At 70.8% G+C, this 14,898-nt stretch carries 16 protein-coding genes; 9 read left to right on the plus strand and 7 right to left on the minus strand.

Going from position 1 to position 14,898, the window contains the following annotated elements; translation table 11 throughout:
* The first annotated feature begins 14 nt into the window (after positions 1-14).
* Positions 15-1,745, plus strand: coding sequence for a SpaA isopeptide-forming pilin-related protein (locus ACIP5O_RS11090; protein ID WP_401291307.1), 1,731 nt, complete (start codon positions 15-17; stop codon positions 1,743-1,745).
* A 241-nt stretch (positions 1,746-1,986) separates the two neighbouring features.
* Entirely contained in the window at positions 1,987-3,003 is a 1,017-nt protein-coding gene (locus tag ACIP5O_RS11095; RefSeq protein ID WP_401291308.1) for a SpaA isopeptide-forming pilin-related protein, read from the plus strand.
* Positions 3,004-3,140: 137 nt separating this feature from the next.
* On the opposite strand, the gene ACIP5O_RS11100 is transcribed toward ACIP5O_RS11095, so the two are convergent.
* Positions 3,141-3,293, minus strand: coding sequence for a hypothetical protein (locus ACIP5O_RS11100; protein ID WP_346171698.1), 153 nt, complete (start codon positions 3,291-3,293; stop codon positions 3,141-3,143).
* 172 nt (positions 3,294-3,465) lie between these two features.
* On the opposite strand from ACIP5O_RS11100, the gene ACIP5O_RS11105 reads away from it, so the two are divergent.
* The gene (locus ACIP5O_RS11105) at positions 3,466-4,572 is read left to right on the plus strand and encodes a hypothetical protein (protein ID WP_401291311.1); all 1,107 of its coding nucleotides are present in this window, start codon (positions 3,466-3,468) and stop codon (positions 4,570-4,572) included.
* Here the strand turns inward: ACIP5O_RS11105 and ACIP5O_RS11110 are convergent, their stop codons facing one another.
* Entirely contained in the window at positions 4,573-6,108 is a 1,536-nt protein-coding gene (locus tag ACIP5O_RS11110; protein WP_401291313.1) for a gamma-glutamyltransferase, read from the minus strand.
* 117 nt (positions 6,109-6,225) lie between these two features.
* Between ACIP5O_RS11110 and ACIP5O_RS11115 the strand changes: the two genes are divergently transcribed.
* The 3 genes from ACIP5O_RS11115 (at position 6,226) to ACIP5O_RS11125 (ending at position 8,279) form a co-directional block, all read left to right on the plus strand.
* Positions 6,226-6,891 carry a hypothetical protein gene (locus ACIP5O_RS11115; protein ID WP_399948464.1) on the plus strand — a complete coding sequence of 222 codons (666 nt, stop codon included), beginning with the start codon at positions 6,226-6,228 and terminating at the stop codon, positions 6,889-6,891.
* A gap of 243 nt (positions 6,892-7,134) precedes the next feature.
* Positions 7,135-7,548 carry an NUDIX domain-containing protein gene (locus ACIP5O_RS11120; protein WP_401291316.1) on the plus strand — a complete coding sequence of 138 codons (414 nt, stop codon included), beginning with the start codon at positions 7,135-7,137 and terminating at the stop codon, positions 7,546-7,548.
* A gap of 491 nt (positions 7,549-8,039) precedes the next feature.
* Entirely contained in the window at positions 8,040-8,279 is a 240-nt protein-coding gene (locus tag ACIP5O_RS11125) for a hypothetical protein (RefSeq protein WP_401291319.1), read from the plus strand.
* A 788-nt stretch (positions 8,280-9,067) separates the two neighbouring features.
* Here the strand turns inward: ACIP5O_RS11125 and ACIP5O_RS11130 are convergent.
* Entirely contained in the window at positions 9,068-9,265 is a 198-nt protein-coding gene (locus tag ACIP5O_RS11130; protein ID WP_401291322.1) for a cold-shock protein, read from the minus strand.
* A gap of 390 nt (positions 9,266-9,655) precedes the next feature.
* On the opposite strand from ACIP5O_RS11130, the gene ACIP5O_RS11135 reads away from it, so the two are divergent.
* From ACIP5O_RS11135 to ACIP5O_RS11145, 3 genes are all read left to right on the plus strand, one after another.
* Positions 9,656-10,015: a DUF317 domain-containing protein gene (locus ACIP5O_RS11135; RefSeq protein ID WP_399948470.1), complete on the plus strand. Its 360-nt coding sequence runs from the start codon at positions 9,656-9,658 to the stop codon at positions 10,013-10,015.
* Positions 10,016-10,083: 68 nt separating this feature from the next.
* A complete protein-coding gene (locus tag ACIP5O_RS11140; protein ID WP_037879676.1) occupies positions 10,084-10,380 on the plus strand; it encodes a hypothetical protein in 297 nt (98 codons plus the stop codon).
* 228 nt (positions 10,381-10,608) lie between these two features.
* A complete protein-coding gene (locus ACIP5O_RS11145) occupies positions 10,609-11,205 on the plus strand; it encodes a DUF317 domain-containing protein (protein ID WP_324616090.1) in 597 nt (198 codons plus the stop codon).
* A 198-nt stretch (positions 11,206-11,403) separates the two neighbouring features.
* Here the strand turns inward: ACIP5O_RS11145 and ACIP5O_RS11150 are convergent, their stop codons facing one another.
* From ACIP5O_RS11150 to ACIP5O_RS11165, 4 genes are all read right to left on the minus strand, one after another.
* Positions 11,404-11,823 (minus strand): hypothetical protein, encoded by a 420-nt coding sequence (locus ACIP5O_RS11150; protein WP_401291326.1) that lies wholly within the window; start codon positions 11,821-11,823, stop codon positions 11,404-11,406.
* 105 nt (positions 11,824-11,928) lie between these two features.
* Positions 11,929-13,623, minus strand: coding sequence for a mobilization protein (locus ACIP5O_RS11155; RefSeq protein ID WP_401291329.1), 1,695 nt, complete (start codon positions 13,621-13,623; stop codon positions 11,929-11,931).
* Positions 13,620-14,228, minus strand: a complete 609-nt coding sequence (locus ACIP5O_RS11160; protein WP_401291332.1) for a plasmid mobilization protein — start codon at positions 14,226-14,228, stop codon at positions 13,620-13,622. The genes ACIP5O_RS11155 and ACIP5O_RS11160 overlap by 4 nt, the downstream gene beginning before the upstream one ends.
* Before the next feature lie 138 nt (positions 14,229-14,366).
* Complete coding sequence (locus ACIP5O_RS11165; RefSeq protein ID WP_043224566.1) at positions 14,367-14,558, minus strand: hypothetical protein; 192 nt, start codon at positions 14,556-14,558, stop codon at positions 14,367-14,369.
* Positions 14,559-14,898 lie beyond the last annotated feature (340 nt).

Here is a 14,898-nt window from a genome sequence, read left to right on the forward strand (position 1 = left end):
ACTTCACCATCCCCATGCGTCTTCGCTCCGCCCGATCTGTACACCTGGCCGTCGCGGTCGCCGCCTGCACGGCAGGCACCGTCCTGGCCACCCCGGCCCTGGCGGCGCCTTCGGTCGGCGAGATCCTCGGCCCGGGCTACACGATCCCCGACTCCGAGGGCAACGCCGACGCCTCCCACATCGGTGCCTACGGGCCGCCCGGACCGGCAGTCCACGGCGACGCCGAGACCTACTGCGCCGACCCCGAGCGCAAGGGTCCGGCCGACGCCGGCGGCTACGGCGCCCCGCAGCCGGTGACGTCCTGGACGTCGTCGGTGACCGGCAAGACCGTGCCGAAGGAGCGTCTCGCCCAGGCGGCGTACGTGATCGGCAAGTACGGGCAGACCCGCGACAACGCCCGAGCGGCAGCCGTTGACGCGGTCGTGTACGAGTACCTGGCCGGCGGCACGTACGCCCTCGACGGCGCCCGCGGCAAGCAGCGCCTCGCCTACCCGGTCGTCTCGCCGACCGCCCGCACCCTCGCCCAGGGCTACATCGCCGAGGCCAAGCGGCTCGCCGGCCCCTACACCCTGACGATCACCCCGTCGGTGAAGACCACCACCGCCGGGACGAAGGTCACCGTCGCCGTGAAGGTCGCCACGAGCGCGGGCGCCCCCGTGCCGAAGGTGACCGTCGCGCTGGCCGAGTCCGGCTCCGGCACCGCCTCCGGGAAGGTCACCACGAGCGCGAGCGGCACCGCCCGGTGGGAGTTCACCGCGCAGACGGCTGGCACCGCGAGCGTCACCGCGAAGGCCGACGGCCTGCCCGCCACCGACCTGCAGGTCCTCACCCCGAAGAACCCCGCCGCCCAGCGCATGCTCCTCGCCGGCGGCACCACCAGCGTCAAGGACTCGACCGCCGTCACCGTGGACGAGCCGACCGGCGGCGTCACCATCCGCAAGAAGGACCCTCAGGGCAGCCGCCTGGTCGGCGCCGCCTTCGAACTCCTGGACAAGGACGGGAAGAAGGTCGCCGCGGGCAAGACCGACGAGCACGGCGTCCTCGCCTTCGACCAGCTCCGGGCCGGCACCTACCGCCTGCGCGAAACGTCCTCCGGCAGCCCTATCCACGACCTCGTTGCCGATCAGACCATCACGATCACCGCCGGACGCACGGCTCAGGCCAACCCGATCGACCTCATCGACCCGTTCAAGAAGGCCGATCTGTCGGTGAAGAAGATCGACAAGAACACTGGCAAGCTGCTCGCGGGCGCGGTCATCGCCATCCGGGCCGACGAGACGGACAAGACCGGCAAGCACATCCCCGGCAAGGTCGTCACCACGCTGACCACCGGCACGAACGGCACCGCCGAGGCCGACCTCGATGTCACCCTCAAGACCGGCACCCGCTACTGGGCCGCCGAGACCAAGGCCCCCAACGGCTACCAGCTCGACACCACCCCCGTCCCCTTCACCGCGAAGCCCGACGCCGACGTCACGGTCACCCTCGCCGACCAGCCCGTCCCGACCACCCCGCCGCCGAGCCCGAGCACCACGCCCCCGGCTCCGCCGACCACTCCGCCGGCCCCGCCCACGACGCCCCCGGTCGCGCCGACCACGCCCCCGGCTCCGCCGTCCGGCTCCCTCGCCCACACCGGCGCGGACACCACACCGTGGCTGATCGCCGGCGCGACCGCTCTGCTCGCCAGCGGCTCGGGCCTCTACCTGTTCAGCCGCCGTCGGCGCACGAGCGACACGGCCAGCTGACCAGGAGCCTCGGGTCCCTCTCCACCGGCCCCGAACCCGACAACCCGCAGCGTGTAGATGGACAGGCAGCACGCCCTTGTCCTAGCCGCCACCCGACGGCACGCGGCCACTTCTCCTTCGGACGAGCCCGCCTCCCGCACGCCCCGCCCCGGCACCCGTCCCAACGCCGGCTACCCGCTCTCGCTGACTTCCGCCCTCAAGGCGTTCCGCCCACCACCTGACCGAGGAGAACTCCTTCTTCATGCGTGCCCCCCGCCGCACCGCGGCCACCGTCGCCGTGACCACCCTGGCAACCAGCTCTCTGATCTCGGTCCCGACCGCCTTCGCCAGCGCCCCCGAGATCCCGCCGGGCGCCGTCGAGATCACCAAGAGGGACCCGGACGGCACCCTGCTAGCCGGCGCCGCGTTCGCCCTGCTCGACACTCTCAACGGCACCAAGGCCCTGACCGGCAAGACGAACGCCGACGGAAAGCTGCTCTTCGAGGACGTCCACCCCGGCACCTACCGCCTCAAGGAGACCGCGACCGGCAGCCCCCTCCACGACCTGGCCCCCGACCAGGACGTCATCGTCGCCCCCGAGCACACCGCGAAGCTCACGATCATCGACACCTTCAAGCCCGCCGAGCTGCTCGTGAAGAAGACCGACAGGAAGACCGGCAAGCCCCTGGCTGGCGCCGTCATCAACATCACCCCCGCCACCGGCACCGGCAAGACGATCACGCTGACCACCGGCAAGGACGGCACCGCCACCACCTCGCTCCCCGTTTCCTCCCGCAAGGGCACCGCCTACACCGGCACCGAGACCAAGGCCCCCACCGGCTACGAACTCGACACCACCCCCATCAAGATCACCGCCAAGCCCGCCGCGAAGACCACCGCCACCTTCACCAACACCAAGAAGAACAAGCCCACCCCGCCGCCCACCACGCCCCCCACGACTCCGCCCCCGCCGACCACACCGCCCACCACGACCCCGCCGACCACCCCGCCGGTCACCCCGAGCACCCCGCCCACCACACCGGCGACGACCCCGCCGACCACCCCGACCCCGACCCGGTCCACCTCCACCGCACCGGTGCCCCCGACCGACACCCCGAGCACCCCGCCCTCCAAGGGCTCCCTCGCGAACACCGGCGCCGACTCCAACGCGTGGCTCCTCGCGGCCGGCGGCCTGCTGATCGCGGCCGGCGGCGGGGCGCTGATCGCGGCACGACGGAAGAAGACGCAGGACGAGGCGGAGACTCCGACCACCGGCTGATCAGAGGGACCTGCCAGGAGCCGAGGCGCGAGCACTCGGCACAGGCAAGCCCCTTTCAGCCCGAAGGCCCCGGGAACCACCATGGTTCCCGGGGCCTTCGCTATGTCTGCGGAGACCGATACCGCTCCGCTACAGCGTCAGACGCGCATGACGGCCACCGAGGCGAGGGCGCCGGCCGCCCATGCGAGGAGCAGGCCCTGCTCCCTGCTGAGCCCGTTCGCGTCGGCCCACCGCTTCGCGAGGGAACGCACGATCATTCCGGTCACCGCCGCTGCCGTATTCCTGGACATGGACAAGTCCTTTCGAGAGGGGAGAGCAGCGCCCGAGTTGGCGCCGCGCAACCACAGAAGCAGCGCAAACCTGCTGGTGGCAACGGGGGTCGGCCCGTTTGCAAGTTAGACCGGCCTGGAGTGGGAGTACTCGGCTCGCGCGGCGTGCCGCAGCGCCCCTACGCTGCCCGGCATGGCAGTCGAACCCCGTCTCCTACAGCGTGCCGACCTTCTGCGCGCCGCCACATCCGCCGGCTTCAGCACCATGACCGCGAGGAAGCTGGAGAGTTTCATCAGCAACGGCCTGATGCCCCATCCCACCCGAGCTGGCAACGACGGACGCCGCCCGGTCTGGATCTACCCGCCTGACAGCGACCGTCAGCTGGTCCAGCTCCTGCGCTGGCGCGAGCGCACACGGGACGTGAACCTGCTGCGCGTCGCGCTGTGGGTAGAGGGCTTCCCTTTCGACCTCGACGCCGTCCGTACCTCCGCGACCATCGTGGTAGACGACCTGTCACATGAGCTGGAGCAGCTCCTTCACGCCGAGGCATCCCGCCAGGGCCTCGACCCGGTCGACGACCAGGACACGGTCGTGGGCGCCCTCGCCGCGACCATGGCCGCGATGCGAGGCAAGAACGCGCTGCCCCGCCCGATCCGTGTCCCGGCCGGCGACCGGGCAACGGCTGTCGCGCACATGCTCCAGATCTTCGCCCTGGGCACGCGGCCCGAGGTGACGGAAGACGAGGCGGGAACGATCGAGAAGGTCCTTGGCGTCTCGCCGGGCAGACGGCAGCGGGTGGAAGGCGCCGAGCCGTGGCTGACCGGTCCGGCGAGCCTGCTCGTCGGCGCTGCCGACTTCGTGTCCCTGCCGCGGATGAGCGAAGCGCTCGCCGAAGCCACCGACCCAGAATGGGAAGAAGCCCGCTCGGTGGCCACGGCCCTCTTCCTCCAGCTCCCGGTTGTCGCCCGGGCTGTCGCCACCCACACCGGCAAGGAGAACCCCGCAGGGCTCGGGGTGCTCGCCGGATTCGACAGCGAACCCCTCTTCGCCGTCCTCCTGCTCGCCTTCGCCCTGGGAGCACGCCAGGCCGATTGGTCCGGCAACGTCGAGGAACTGACCGACTCGCTTGCGCCATGGCCCGACCTCATCGGCGAGATGAAGCCGGTGCTCGACATGCAGCAGCACGAACTCGACCACAACCTCGCCGGCCAGGGACCCGAGACACGTGCCCGCACCGAAAGGATCATCCAGGCCCTTATGGACGGCGCGCTGGATCCAGGTCCCAGACCTGACTGCTAGCTAGGCGTGGATCGAGGGCAAGTCGTAGCGGCTGACGGCCAGGTACGTTTCCGGGGTCGCCGCTTCGAGGAGCCCTTCGGCACTCGCCAGGTCGAGCTCTGGTTCCTCGGGACGGCGCAGCAGGTCGCTCCAGTTGCTCGTCTCTCCACGCTCATAGGCTTCCCGGAGCAGGGAACGCAGCCGGGGGCGGGCTTCCTCCTGCCGCTCGTGGAAAATCCGCCGCTGCTTGAGCCGCTGCTCTTCCTGAGCCTCTTCGCTGCCCCGCTCGTCGACGGCCAGCTGGTCCTCGGCGCGCAGCCCCGGCGTGCGCCGGGCGATGGCGAGATCTTCCTCGTGGAGGCGCGCGCAGACGGCGAACAGCTTCCGGGACATGCCGAGATGTACCTCGGTGCCGGGGATGCGGCAGGTGAGGAAGTCGTCGATCCCCCAGGAGCGGATCTGGGAACGCGTGAGGTCCGGATTGAGATGAAGTGCCGCTCCGCGGAGGTCGGCTCGCATGGCGCGGGTGCGGTCGTCGTCTTCCAGCGGTGTGGTCAGTCCGTGGCGTCGATGGCGCGAAGCGCGGTCGGCCGGCACCGGGACGGTGCGCAACTGCGAGGGGGGAGCGGAGCGCAGTGCCTGGTAGACGAGCATCTGGGCGCGGGCCGCGCCGATGAGCGCGTCGTCGTTGTCGCCGAGGTGGTCTTCGAGGTTGCCCTTGCCCGCGGCTGCCTTGCGGTCGGGGTCGGATCCGGCCGGGGGGAGGGGCGGCTGGCCGGGGTGCAGGGCATGATCGATGGTCAGGAACAGGTCGTCCCCGGGCCGCACGGCGGCTCCGACCAGGACGCTGCGGTGCGCGTACGAGCCGAGGACCTTGCTCCCGGACTCCAGCTGCGCCCACCCTTTGCGGAGGGTGCCGACGTCGCAGATACCGCCCTTGGCCTCGATCAGCCAGTACACCTTCTCCGCCTCGTGCCGTCCCCACAGGTCCGGCAGCTTCCTCTTGGGGTCCTTGAAGGTGTCGCTCAGGGCGGGGATGGGGCCGCCGAGTTCGAGGTGCTCGGTCTGCCCCAGCCCCAGCAGCGAGCGGCAGGCCCACTCGGTCATCGTCATGCCCAGCCGGTAGGCGGCAGCGCTCTTCGCCGTGCGCTCGGTGCCGTACGCGTAGACCGGATTCAGCGTCAGGCGCCGGCCCCTAGCGCCCGGCACGGGGGGCTGGTGCTTGAAGGGGTGCCCACCGAGGTAGGCATACAGCGGGGCGACGCGGGCGACGAGCTCCCCGTGTGCGTACCGCGGCTGGTTCTGCAGGTGCGGGGTGATGTCGCGGCCGACCTCGGTGGCCGCCTTGATGATCTCCCGCCACGTGGTGGTCGGGGCGTACCAGCCGTCCGCCTTCGGGAACCCGTCCGTCGCGCTCCACTCCTTGTGCTTGGCCGTCCGCCACTGCTTCCAGGGCTTGTCCGCAGGACCGTTACGGAACAGGACCGGTATGTCGAAGCTGTCGGCGTAGGTGAGCGGCGGCTCGTCGGGGACGTGCGCGGGGATCATCGGCGTCATGGAGACAACCCTGGCACGAGCCTGGACGCTCCCAGAACCGGGCCGCGGGCCTCCGGCCGTCGCCCGACGGCTGCCCGCCTCCGTCTCCGGGCTGCTGCGTGTGGCTAGGCTTCAAGAGTGACCGAACTGTTCACCCTGCCCGGAGACCCCTCCGAGCTGCGCCTGCGTATTTCCTACATCGATGACCTCGCCGACACCCCACAGGCCGACACCTTGGAGCGGTGGGACGTGGCCGTCCTCCACGGAGACAGGACGGTGGGTTCGATCACCTTCTATCGGGTGCATCTCGACCGGGGCATGAATGCGGTCCGGGTCATGGAGGAGGAATCCGAAGAACTCGGCGAGATCGCTCAGGCCGTGCTGGATCCGAGCACGGGGAGCTTCAGCGAGGACGCCAGCAGCTCGCTTCCATACGTGGGGTCCTCCCTGCTCGTCATGGACAAGGTGACCCTGGACGAGCCGTGGCGTGGGCACGGCCTCGGCGCCATCCTCGCCACTGAGGCGATCCACCGGCTCATGGCCGGCTGCCGTGCCATCGCATGCTCGCCGGGCGTCACCGACCTAAGCAGCGACCGCCTGAGGAACCAGACGGAGTTCGACCGGGTGACCACCAAGATCGCCAGAGGATGGGAACTCATCGGGTTCCGGCGCTACCAGGGGAACGTCTACCTCCTCTCCCCGGCCTCGCTGGAGCTGGAGGAGCAGCGCGGGGCCATGAGAGGGCGACTCGCAGACCTGGGCATCGTCTGGCGCCGTATCCAAGGCAGCCACACATCACCCTGACCTGGGGCTGGGTCCGAGCTGCCGACGGGGGCAGCTCTCCTGCCGGACCTGAAGACCGAACTGCTTTCCCCTGGGGCGGTACCGCACGCCGCGGTGGAGTGCACCGCAGGGCTCGGCGCCGCAGAGTGTCAGGAACGGCCGCCCAAGGTGTTCTGGTCGCCCTAGGGTGTGGGCATGATTCCTGATTTTGTGTCAGATCTGCGGCGGGCGGTCGGTCCCGATTGCTTGCTGTGGCTGCCCGGGGTGGTCGCTGTCGTCCGCGACGAGCACCGGCAGGTGCTGCTGCAGCGCCGGTCCGCCGCCTGCCTGTGGACCCCGCTCAGCGGGATCGTGGAGCCGGGCGAGGCCCCGGCCGCCGCAGTGGCGCGGGAGGTCGAGGAGGAGACCGGAGTCCGGGTCGTGGTGGAGCGCCTGGCGGCAGTGACGCACTCCCCGCCGGTGCAGCACGCCAACGGGGACCGGGCTCAGTACTTGGAGATCGTTTTCGCCTGCCGACCCGCGGCCCCGGGCTCCTCGCCCCGGGTGTGCGACGACGAGTCGGTGGAGGTCGGCTGGCACTCGCTGGACGCGCTGCCGCCCATGAGTGACCGGATGCGGGAGATCATCGCGACGGTCGAGAAGGACGAGGCTGCGGCGGCGTTCGTCCCGGCGCCGTGACCGCGCGCCGCCCCCGCGTGTAGCGGCCAGGGGGCCGTGCTGCTCAGGCGGGCACGGCTCCCGTACGGACGGCGAAGTCCCGAAGTCCCTGCACCCGGGCCGGTCCGTACAGGAGACTCGCTGTCAGCGCTCGCAGTGCGGGACGGCGGTCTTCCTGATCCGCCGCTGCCCACGCTCTCGGCGCTGGGCGCCGAGCTGGAAGTCGTGCAGGAGTAGGAGCCCTGAAACGCCGACAGTGCGACCCTTCTGTGCGGTCGCGCTGCCGGCGATCGTTCGTTACTGGCAGGTGTAGGGTCTCGCCGCTCGTGGCACGCCGAGGCGTGCTGGCCAGGCGGTTTCAGCAGTCTCACGCGGATGACACAGCTACTCAGTCTCAAGGACGTGGCATTTCCTCGCGGGAGAGGGGGCGAGTGCTGGGAGGTGCTGGCGGCCTGATCAGTCTGATGCTGGAGGATGGGTGTCCTGACCGCCCGGGTCTCGTTGCACCCGACATGAAGAAGATCATCACCCTCTCCGCCCTTGCAGTCGCCACGGTCGGCATGGCCGCGCCCGCCCATGCCGACAACGACTCCAACTTCCAAGGCGGCATCGACGCCGCCAACAACTGGAACTTCACCGCCGCCGCCGTCTGCCTTCAGGAGGTAGCCGTCGTGCCCGTCCTGGGCGAGTGGGCCGGCAACCACAAAAACAACTGCTCCGACGGCAACGTCGTCGACCACACCGGCCGATAGCCCCCACACCCACGGCGTGGTCGCTCGTTGCACACCGATCCGTGGCACTTCCTCAGGGCAGCGCTGGAAGGTGTCGGTGGCCGCCGAGGCCGCGATGACGGGCGTACTCGGCCGGCACCCACGACACCGACGGCTTTGCCCTTCGCCAGCACGCGGATGCCTCTCGTGAGAGACCTCGTCAGTGTCGGTCCCACCGGCCGCCGTGGCGGTGAGCCAGCCGGCGGCTTCCGCGTCGGTCATCAGCGGCACCTGTGCCAGCTGGGCGTCGCCGTCCGACGACGTGGACGTGGCCCGGGGGCGGGTTGCTGGTGGGGCGGGGCCGACTATCGGGGCGAGCCGCCGCCAGGTACCGGCGCTGACTCGGGCGAGGATGACGGTGGCGAACTGCTTGCGGGCGCCGGGGATGAGGCGACCGGCGACGGTGGTGCTCCTTCGTAAACGACGTGGATGCGGGCCGGTCAGTAGGCCCGCCTCGCACGGCCCGTACGCGCTGATCAGACAACTTCGGTCTGCGCGGCCGGTGGGGAGAAGGAGCGGAGGCCATCCTGCTGGACGACCTCGAGTTCGCGTGGGGGTCGCGCATCTGCCTCAGCCGGTGAGCGGCGGGGCCGGGCGGGGTCATCCTGCCCGGCCCCGCCGCTGTGTGGTCAGCCGAAGGCGGACTCCCCGCTGCCCCGGGGCCAGCGGCACCGCGTCCCAGGGCCGGCAATTCAGTTACACGGGGGATCGCGGAGCCGCCGCGCATCGCTCGTACGCGGCCCGCAACACCTCCGAGCGAGGAGGCGACGTCAGAAGACGGTCACTTTCTCCGCCTGGGGGCCCTTGGTGCCTTGGGTGAGTTCGAACTCGACCCGCTGGTTCTCCTCCAGGCTGCCGCCTCCTGGGATGGCCGATGCCGGGAGGAAAACGTCCGGTCCTCCGTCGTCCACAGAGATGAAGCCGTAGCCCTTCTCTGCGTTGAACCACTTCACAATCCCTGTAGCCATTCCCGCAACCTTCCGTAGGGGGCCGAGGCGGTCACCCCGGCACGGATTGGATCATCTCCGTGCGCAAGACGCCCACACGTACGCGTGGGCCGGAGTTCACCCTTTCGGGTGATGTGGGCGGTGCTTGCCCGGCCCGGGGGCCTGGCTGTACTCGAACGAGTGGCAATCATGACCTGCTCGTCTCGGTCGTGTGGCCAAATGGCCACACAGTGGCCACCCGGCCTGAGATCTGGCCACGGCGGCTGAGACCCTACAGCAGGGGCGCACCGTCAGTTCGCCTCTGGCAGACAGGAAAGATCGCGAAAGGACTGGTACACGCTTCAAGGGCATGTCAACCTAGACGACCCTTTCCGGGAAACCCGGAAAATAGCAGGTCAGAGAGGTGATGCCGTGACAGTGGAGCTGAGTTCCGCCGGATTCCGGACCACGACCCAGCGCCTGAGGCTGCACGACTGGCTCCTGGGGCCGGGACAGGCGACCGAGGTCATTGACACCTTCCCCGCCGCGAACGGCGACTTCCACTTCATCGTCGACGACCGGGCCGACACCCATATCGCCTCCGCCGACGGCCGCTTCTACCTCGGCCACTTTCCCGCCGGCCGCCCCGGCGCCGAGCATGAGGGCTGGGTACTCGCGGTCACCGGCACCGCTCGGACTCCCGGCTACAGGATCGTCTTTGATCCCCACACGCCGGCCCACCTGGTCGCGAGGACCGTCTCCGAGGTTCTGGCTACGGCCAAGCGTCTCTGACGGTGGCACTGCCCCGGCGTTCCTGTTGTTCCCGCGCCTCTGCTTTCCCCGCCTTGCAAGGAGTGCACATGCCCGCATCTGCATCAGACATGACCGTCCGCCACCTGATCGACCGCCTTGCCGCCCTGGATCCCGACACCTCCGTCCGCCTCGCCATCAATCCCTTCTTCCCCATGGCCCACCGTCTCGCTGACGTCCTCGTCGGGGAGGATCTGGACGGACAGCCGGTGGTGTACCTCGCCGAAGACGCCGAGGCCGTGCAGTACGGCTACCTGCCCCGGCCGGTCGCCGAGGCGCTGACCTGGATGCCGCCGGTCGACCCGCCGACGAGTTCGCGCCGCAGACTGCGCGCCGTCTCCCCCTGATCGCCCGTACGACAAGGAGCACTTCTGCGCCCGTCCACGCCTTCCGATCCGTCCGATGTTCCGGCCCTTCCCGCCTGGTGGGTCACCCCGCGCCACCTTGCCGGTGACGATGGAGCACTCGCAGACCACGTCGCCTCCCACCTCTCCGCCGCCGGCTGGACTTCCCTGACACTCGCTCGCGGCCGTCGTGAACCTGTTGCTCCGGACGATCCGGACGCGGTCCAGCAGGTGGTTCGCAGCACCGTGCTGTACGTCGCTCCCGACGGACTCCGCTGGGCCCAGTGGGTGCTTGCCGACGAACCGATCATCCTCGGAGACCTGCCGGTCGCGTGGACCGTCTCCGCCCGCCCGACCGCGGACGGGCTGGCTGAGTGGACTGCCTACTTCACCACCGGCGTCCCGCCCGAAGCCGTCGCCGACTTCCTGCTCGCCCTGGAGGCCCGTCCGGATCCGGCGCACGGATATGCAGGCCCGCACGTGGTCTTCGAGTCGCTCGCGGAGCGCGGCTGGGTCCGCGACATCGACAACCCGACTGCCTTCTCCGATCCGCAGCTGGCCGCGGGCATGGCACTGAGCCTCCTCCCGGAGTACCTCCAGGACGGAGACCCCCTCTGCCTCGACCCCACCGCCGAGCAAACCGGCTGGCTAGCCTGGTGTGAGCCCCGGATCGGGCGGGGGTATCTCTGGGCCACGGGGTTCTCCGCGAGCACTCCGCATGACCTCGTCGCCGCCTTCGCCGCCTCCCTCGCCTCTCCCGACCCCGTACTCCGGCACACCCTGCCCGGCGACAGCGAGGGGCAACTCTCCCTGCGCCCCACCGTCTGATCCCCGGCGGCCAGCCGCCAGTACGGCCTTGTACCTCTTCGGGTCCAACAGCCGTCCCTCAGTACGTACAGCAGCACAAACAGGGCCCGGTGCCAGGTCATTCGACCTGGCACCGGGCCCTTTGGCGAGCGTCTTTGGATCGGTGACTCTTTCGGGAGGCCGGGGCGGCTGAGCAGGGCGCAGAACCGAGTCACCGGTTCAGAGGCCGAAGTCGTCCAGGCCCTCGTCCAGGGAGCCGTACGTCGAGCTGGTCGGGCCGGCGTTCCGGTTGAACCATTCGAGACTCAGGCGCGGCTCCTGCGTCACATGCTTGGCAGGGCACCGGAGCCAGATCTGGCCCTCGACCGCGAGGATGGCCCAGTCGCGGTACGCCGCGCACTGCGGGCAGGAGCGGACTTCGCCCTCCAGGACCAGCGGCCGACGCCACACCAGGAAGCGCTTCGTGCTCAGATCGAGCCGGAGGTCCGCCGGGAGGAAGTCCTCGCCCGCCGGCGCGGCCGGGGCCTCCTCGACGGGTGCGGCCTCCTGCGGCCATGCCGGCGCTGGGTAGTTCAGCCACGGCGCGCCCGCCGGCCCCAGCTCGCCCTCGCTCTTCCGCGCCTTCCTGCGCCCGAACATACGGCCTCCCCTCGCATTCGGCTGCCTCGCCCCGGCAGCGGACGACGAGAGTGCCCCACGGACGGGACGTCGGGCAACTCTCGAATCCGTGAACGGCGGAGCCGGCTACCGGCGCCGTCGGCGGTCCCGGTCGCGAGGCGGAGTCGAGGCTGCGCCAGGCATCCGCTGAGGAACGGGAGCGCTCGCGGCGTCAGCCGGAAGGTCTGCGGCCCGGCGCAGTCGCCAGACCAGGACGTCGCTGATCGACTCGGCGGTGCCCAGTTCGCGGTGTCCGGCTGCTTCGGAGAGCAGAGGGACGGGGGCGTGGCCGGCGGCCTCGGCTTCGGCGAGCGTGGCGGCGAGGGCCGGCCAGCCGGGCTCGGCCAGGACCTGCTCGGCCAGCTCGGGGATCGCCGCGTGCACCGCCTCGGCCTGGCGCCGCAGCAGAGGGCGGGCGAGGCGACGGCCACGCTGGTGGAGGACGGCGATCGGGTACTCGGCGGCGGCCCGGTAGGCGGTTCGCAGGTGCTCGGCTGCTCGATGGGCTGCTTCGGCCTGCTGGGCGTGGCCCTTCCTGGCGTGCCAGTGCGCGGCAGCGGTGATGAGGAAGAACAGCATGTCGATCGCCATGGCCGTGGTCGCGCCGTCCTCGCCGCGGCCGAGGGCCGACCCGCCATGGACGAGGTCACGGGCGGCCTGCCGCAGGGCCCGGTCGTGACCGCGTACTGCGCGGACGTGGGACCGGGAGGCTCGCTCGAACGCCCAGGCGGCTTCTCGCAGTTCTTGCCGGGTGTGGGCGGCGGAGGTTTTGGCGAGTGCGTCGAGGACTTCGCCGGCGGCGGCGATGTACGCGGCGGCGAGGCCGTCCTCGCCGTGCTCGACGACCAGGACAGCCTGCCAGGCGGCAGCCGCCGTGCGCCGCCGCGCGGCGGCCGGCGCACCGGCCGCCCCCGGAGCCTTGAGCCCGGTCCTGTCCTGGAGGTCACCGCCGGCCCAGCGTTCGCGGATGCGGGGCAGAGAGAGGTCGGGGGCGAGACGCGCGCCGGGATAGAACACCGGCTCGCCGTCCTTGTTCCGGTCCTCGGGCAGGGCGACCTTGTAGCCGAGCAGGTCCCCGGAGGGCGCGGCACGCTTCTTCACCAGGAGGCCCGCGGCGGACAGACGGCTGAAGAACTCCTCCTCACCCTGAGCGCCGGCCGCAGCCCGCCGTACGGCTTCGCGGAGTTCCTCGCGGGCGGTGCGCTCGCGTCCCTGCCGTTCGGCCTTGTGCCGTTCCGCACTCGTGGGCCGCTGGGCGGCGGTGCCGTCGCCGGGCGCGACCCGGTGCAGGCCGAGCTCCTTCTCGAGAAGCCGGGCCTCGGCCTGGGCGCGCTTGCCGGAGCGGAAGTCGTCGGGCCGAGAGCCGTCCTCGCACACGAGCGTGGCGACGATGTGGATGTGGTCGTCCGCGTGCCGTACGGCGGCCCAGCGGCAGCCGGGCTGCCCTTCGCCCGGGTCGATCCCTGTGGCGGCGACGATCCGGCGGGCCACCTCGGCCCACTCCTCGTCGGACAGCATCCGGTCGCCGGGCGCGGTGCGGACGGAAGTGTGCCAGACGTGCTTGGCGGGACGGGCATGCTCCGGCAGTGCCTGAACGGGCTGATCCAGCAGCTGCTGGAGGGCCTTCAGCGTGGCGCTCGGGTCGCGGCCCGGGTCGGGGGCCATGCCGTCGAACGAGGCGACGAGGTGCGGGTCGACGTGCTCCTCGCGCTTGCCGGGGCCGTAGAGGTAGGCGAGCAGGCCGATGGTCCGGTCACCGGGCGGGTTGATGCTGGGGATCATGCCGCCTGCTGTCGTTCGAGAACGGAGGTCGCGGCGGCGTGCACGGCGTCGGCGGCCCGCCGCACGGCCGCGAGGCTTGCCTCCAGCTGGGGGACGGCGGCATCGGCACCGGCGTTGAGCGCCTTCGTCACCTGGTTGAGGTTGCTGCCGGCCCAGCCGAGCTTGCGCCGGCTGTCGAACAGCGCGGTCAGCATGTCGCGCTCGGTGGCGATCTCGGCGCTGGTGCGGTCGAGGTCGCGGGCTGCGGCCAGGGCGGAGCGGGCGAGGAAGCCGGCGACGGTCAGATGGCACTGGGCGGCGGCAGCGACGACGAGCGCGTACTCGTCGTCGTTGAAACGCGTCGAGGGCTGGTGGCGGCGCTTCTTCGCGGGCGGCTGACGCGGACGCTGACGGACACGGCGCTCGCGACGGCGAGGCTTCGGCTTCTCCTCGTTCCCCGGCTCCGATCCGCCCCCGGTTGAAGCCTCCCGGACCTGCGCCCCCTGGTGCAGGTCCCCTCCCGCCCCTTCGGGGGCGGGTACGGCGGAAGCTTTGCTTCCGCCCCAACTTGCTCCGTCGGAGACCGAGTTGTCGTCAGCCGGACCGTGGAGGGGAAGTGAGGACACGGCCGTCGGGAGCGGACGGCCAGCACCGGAATCGGCGCAGGAAGAGGTGGCGGGCACGGAGTTCCTTCGGAGCGGGAGAGCTTGGGCGAACGGGTCGGTGGCCCGGCAAGGCCGGGCCACCGTCGGGAAAGTCTGGGTTCAGCAGCAGAGCCTGCACCGGGAGTAGTGGCGAGCGAGCATCCGCCCCATGTTCAGCTTCACGCCCTTGGCGATTCGGCTGCTCGCCTTCGCCGGGTTGCTCCCCTCGTGCTGGGCAGCGTGGCTGTTCAGGATGGCGAGGTCATTCTCGAAACCGGCCTTTATCCGGTTGAAGCGGTCGCAGGTCTTCATCGAGTAGCTCCTTTGGAGGAAGTAGAGGCCGGGGCGGCGGCCCGTACGAGGGCCAGGACCGGGGTCAGGTGTTCGTTGCTGAGCGGGATCTCGTGACTGCGCATGATCTTCCGGAGCTGGGCTCGGGTGATCTGAGCGTTGCCGTCCTCTCTCAGCACGTCGGGCACGTGGGGGAGGACCAGCTCGACCACCTGCTCGTGCGACAGGCGCTTGGGCCCGGATCGGGACTGCCGACTCGCCTGTACCCGAGCGTGTACCGTCCCCGGGCGAGCCGGACCGTTTCGCGTCCGCCGGCGGCTAGGTCTCGGGGTCGGTCCGGGTTCGGCTTCCGGTCCGGGGT

The organism is Streptomyces sp. NPDC088915 (assembly GCF_044749825.1).
In the GTDB taxonomy this organism is placed as follows: Bacteria; Actinomycetota; Actinomycetes; order Streptomycetales; family Streptomycetaceae; genus Streptomyces.

Bases quoted from the DNA above. Each gene is read 5' to 3' on its own strand.
- ACIP5O_RS11090 (WP_401291307.1), top strand. From the start codon at position 15: ATGCGTCTTCGCTCCGCCCGATCTGTACACCTGGCCGTCGCGGTCGCC.
- ACIP5O_RS11095 (WP_401291308.1), top strand. From the start codon at position 1,987: ATGCGTGCCCCCCGCCGCACCGCGGCCACCGTCGCCGTGACCACCCTG.
- ACIP5O_RS11100 (WP_346171698.1), bottom strand. From the start codon at position 3,293: ATGTCCAGGAATACGGCAGCGGCGGTGACCGGAATGATCGTGCGTTCC.
- ACIP5O_RS11105 (WP_401291311.1), top strand. From the start codon at position 3,466: ATGGCAGTCGAACCCCGTCTCCTACAGCGTGCCGACCTTCTGCGCGCC.
- ACIP5O_RS11110 (WP_401291313.1), bottom strand. From the start codon at position 6,108: ATGACGCCGATGATCCCCGCGCACGTCCCCGACGAGCCGCCGCTCACC.
- ACIP5O_RS11125 (WP_401291319.1), top strand. From the start codon at position 8,040: ATGAAGAAGATCATCACCCTCTCCGCCCTTGCAGTCGCCACGGTCGGC.
- ACIP5O_RS11130 (WP_401291322.1), bottom strand. From the start codon at position 9,265: ATGGCTACAGGGATTGTGAAGTGGTTCAACGCAGAGAAGGGCTACGGC.
- ACIP5O_RS11140 (WP_037879676.1), top strand. From the start codon at position 10,084: ATGCCCGCATCTGCATCAGACATGACCGTCCGCCACCTGATCGACCGC.
- ACIP5O_RS11150 (WP_401291326.1), bottom strand. From the start codon at position 11,823: ATGTTCGGGCGCAGGAAGGCGCGGAAGAGCGAGGGCGAGCTGGGGCCG.
- ACIP5O_RS11155 (WP_401291329.1), bottom strand. From the start codon at position 13,623: ATGATCCCCAGCATCAACCCGCCCGGTGACCGGACCATCGGCCTGCTC.
- ACIP5O_RS11165 (WP_043224566.1), bottom strand. From the start codon at position 14,558: ATGAAGACCTGCGACCGCTTCAACCGGATAAAGGCCGGTTTCGAGAAT.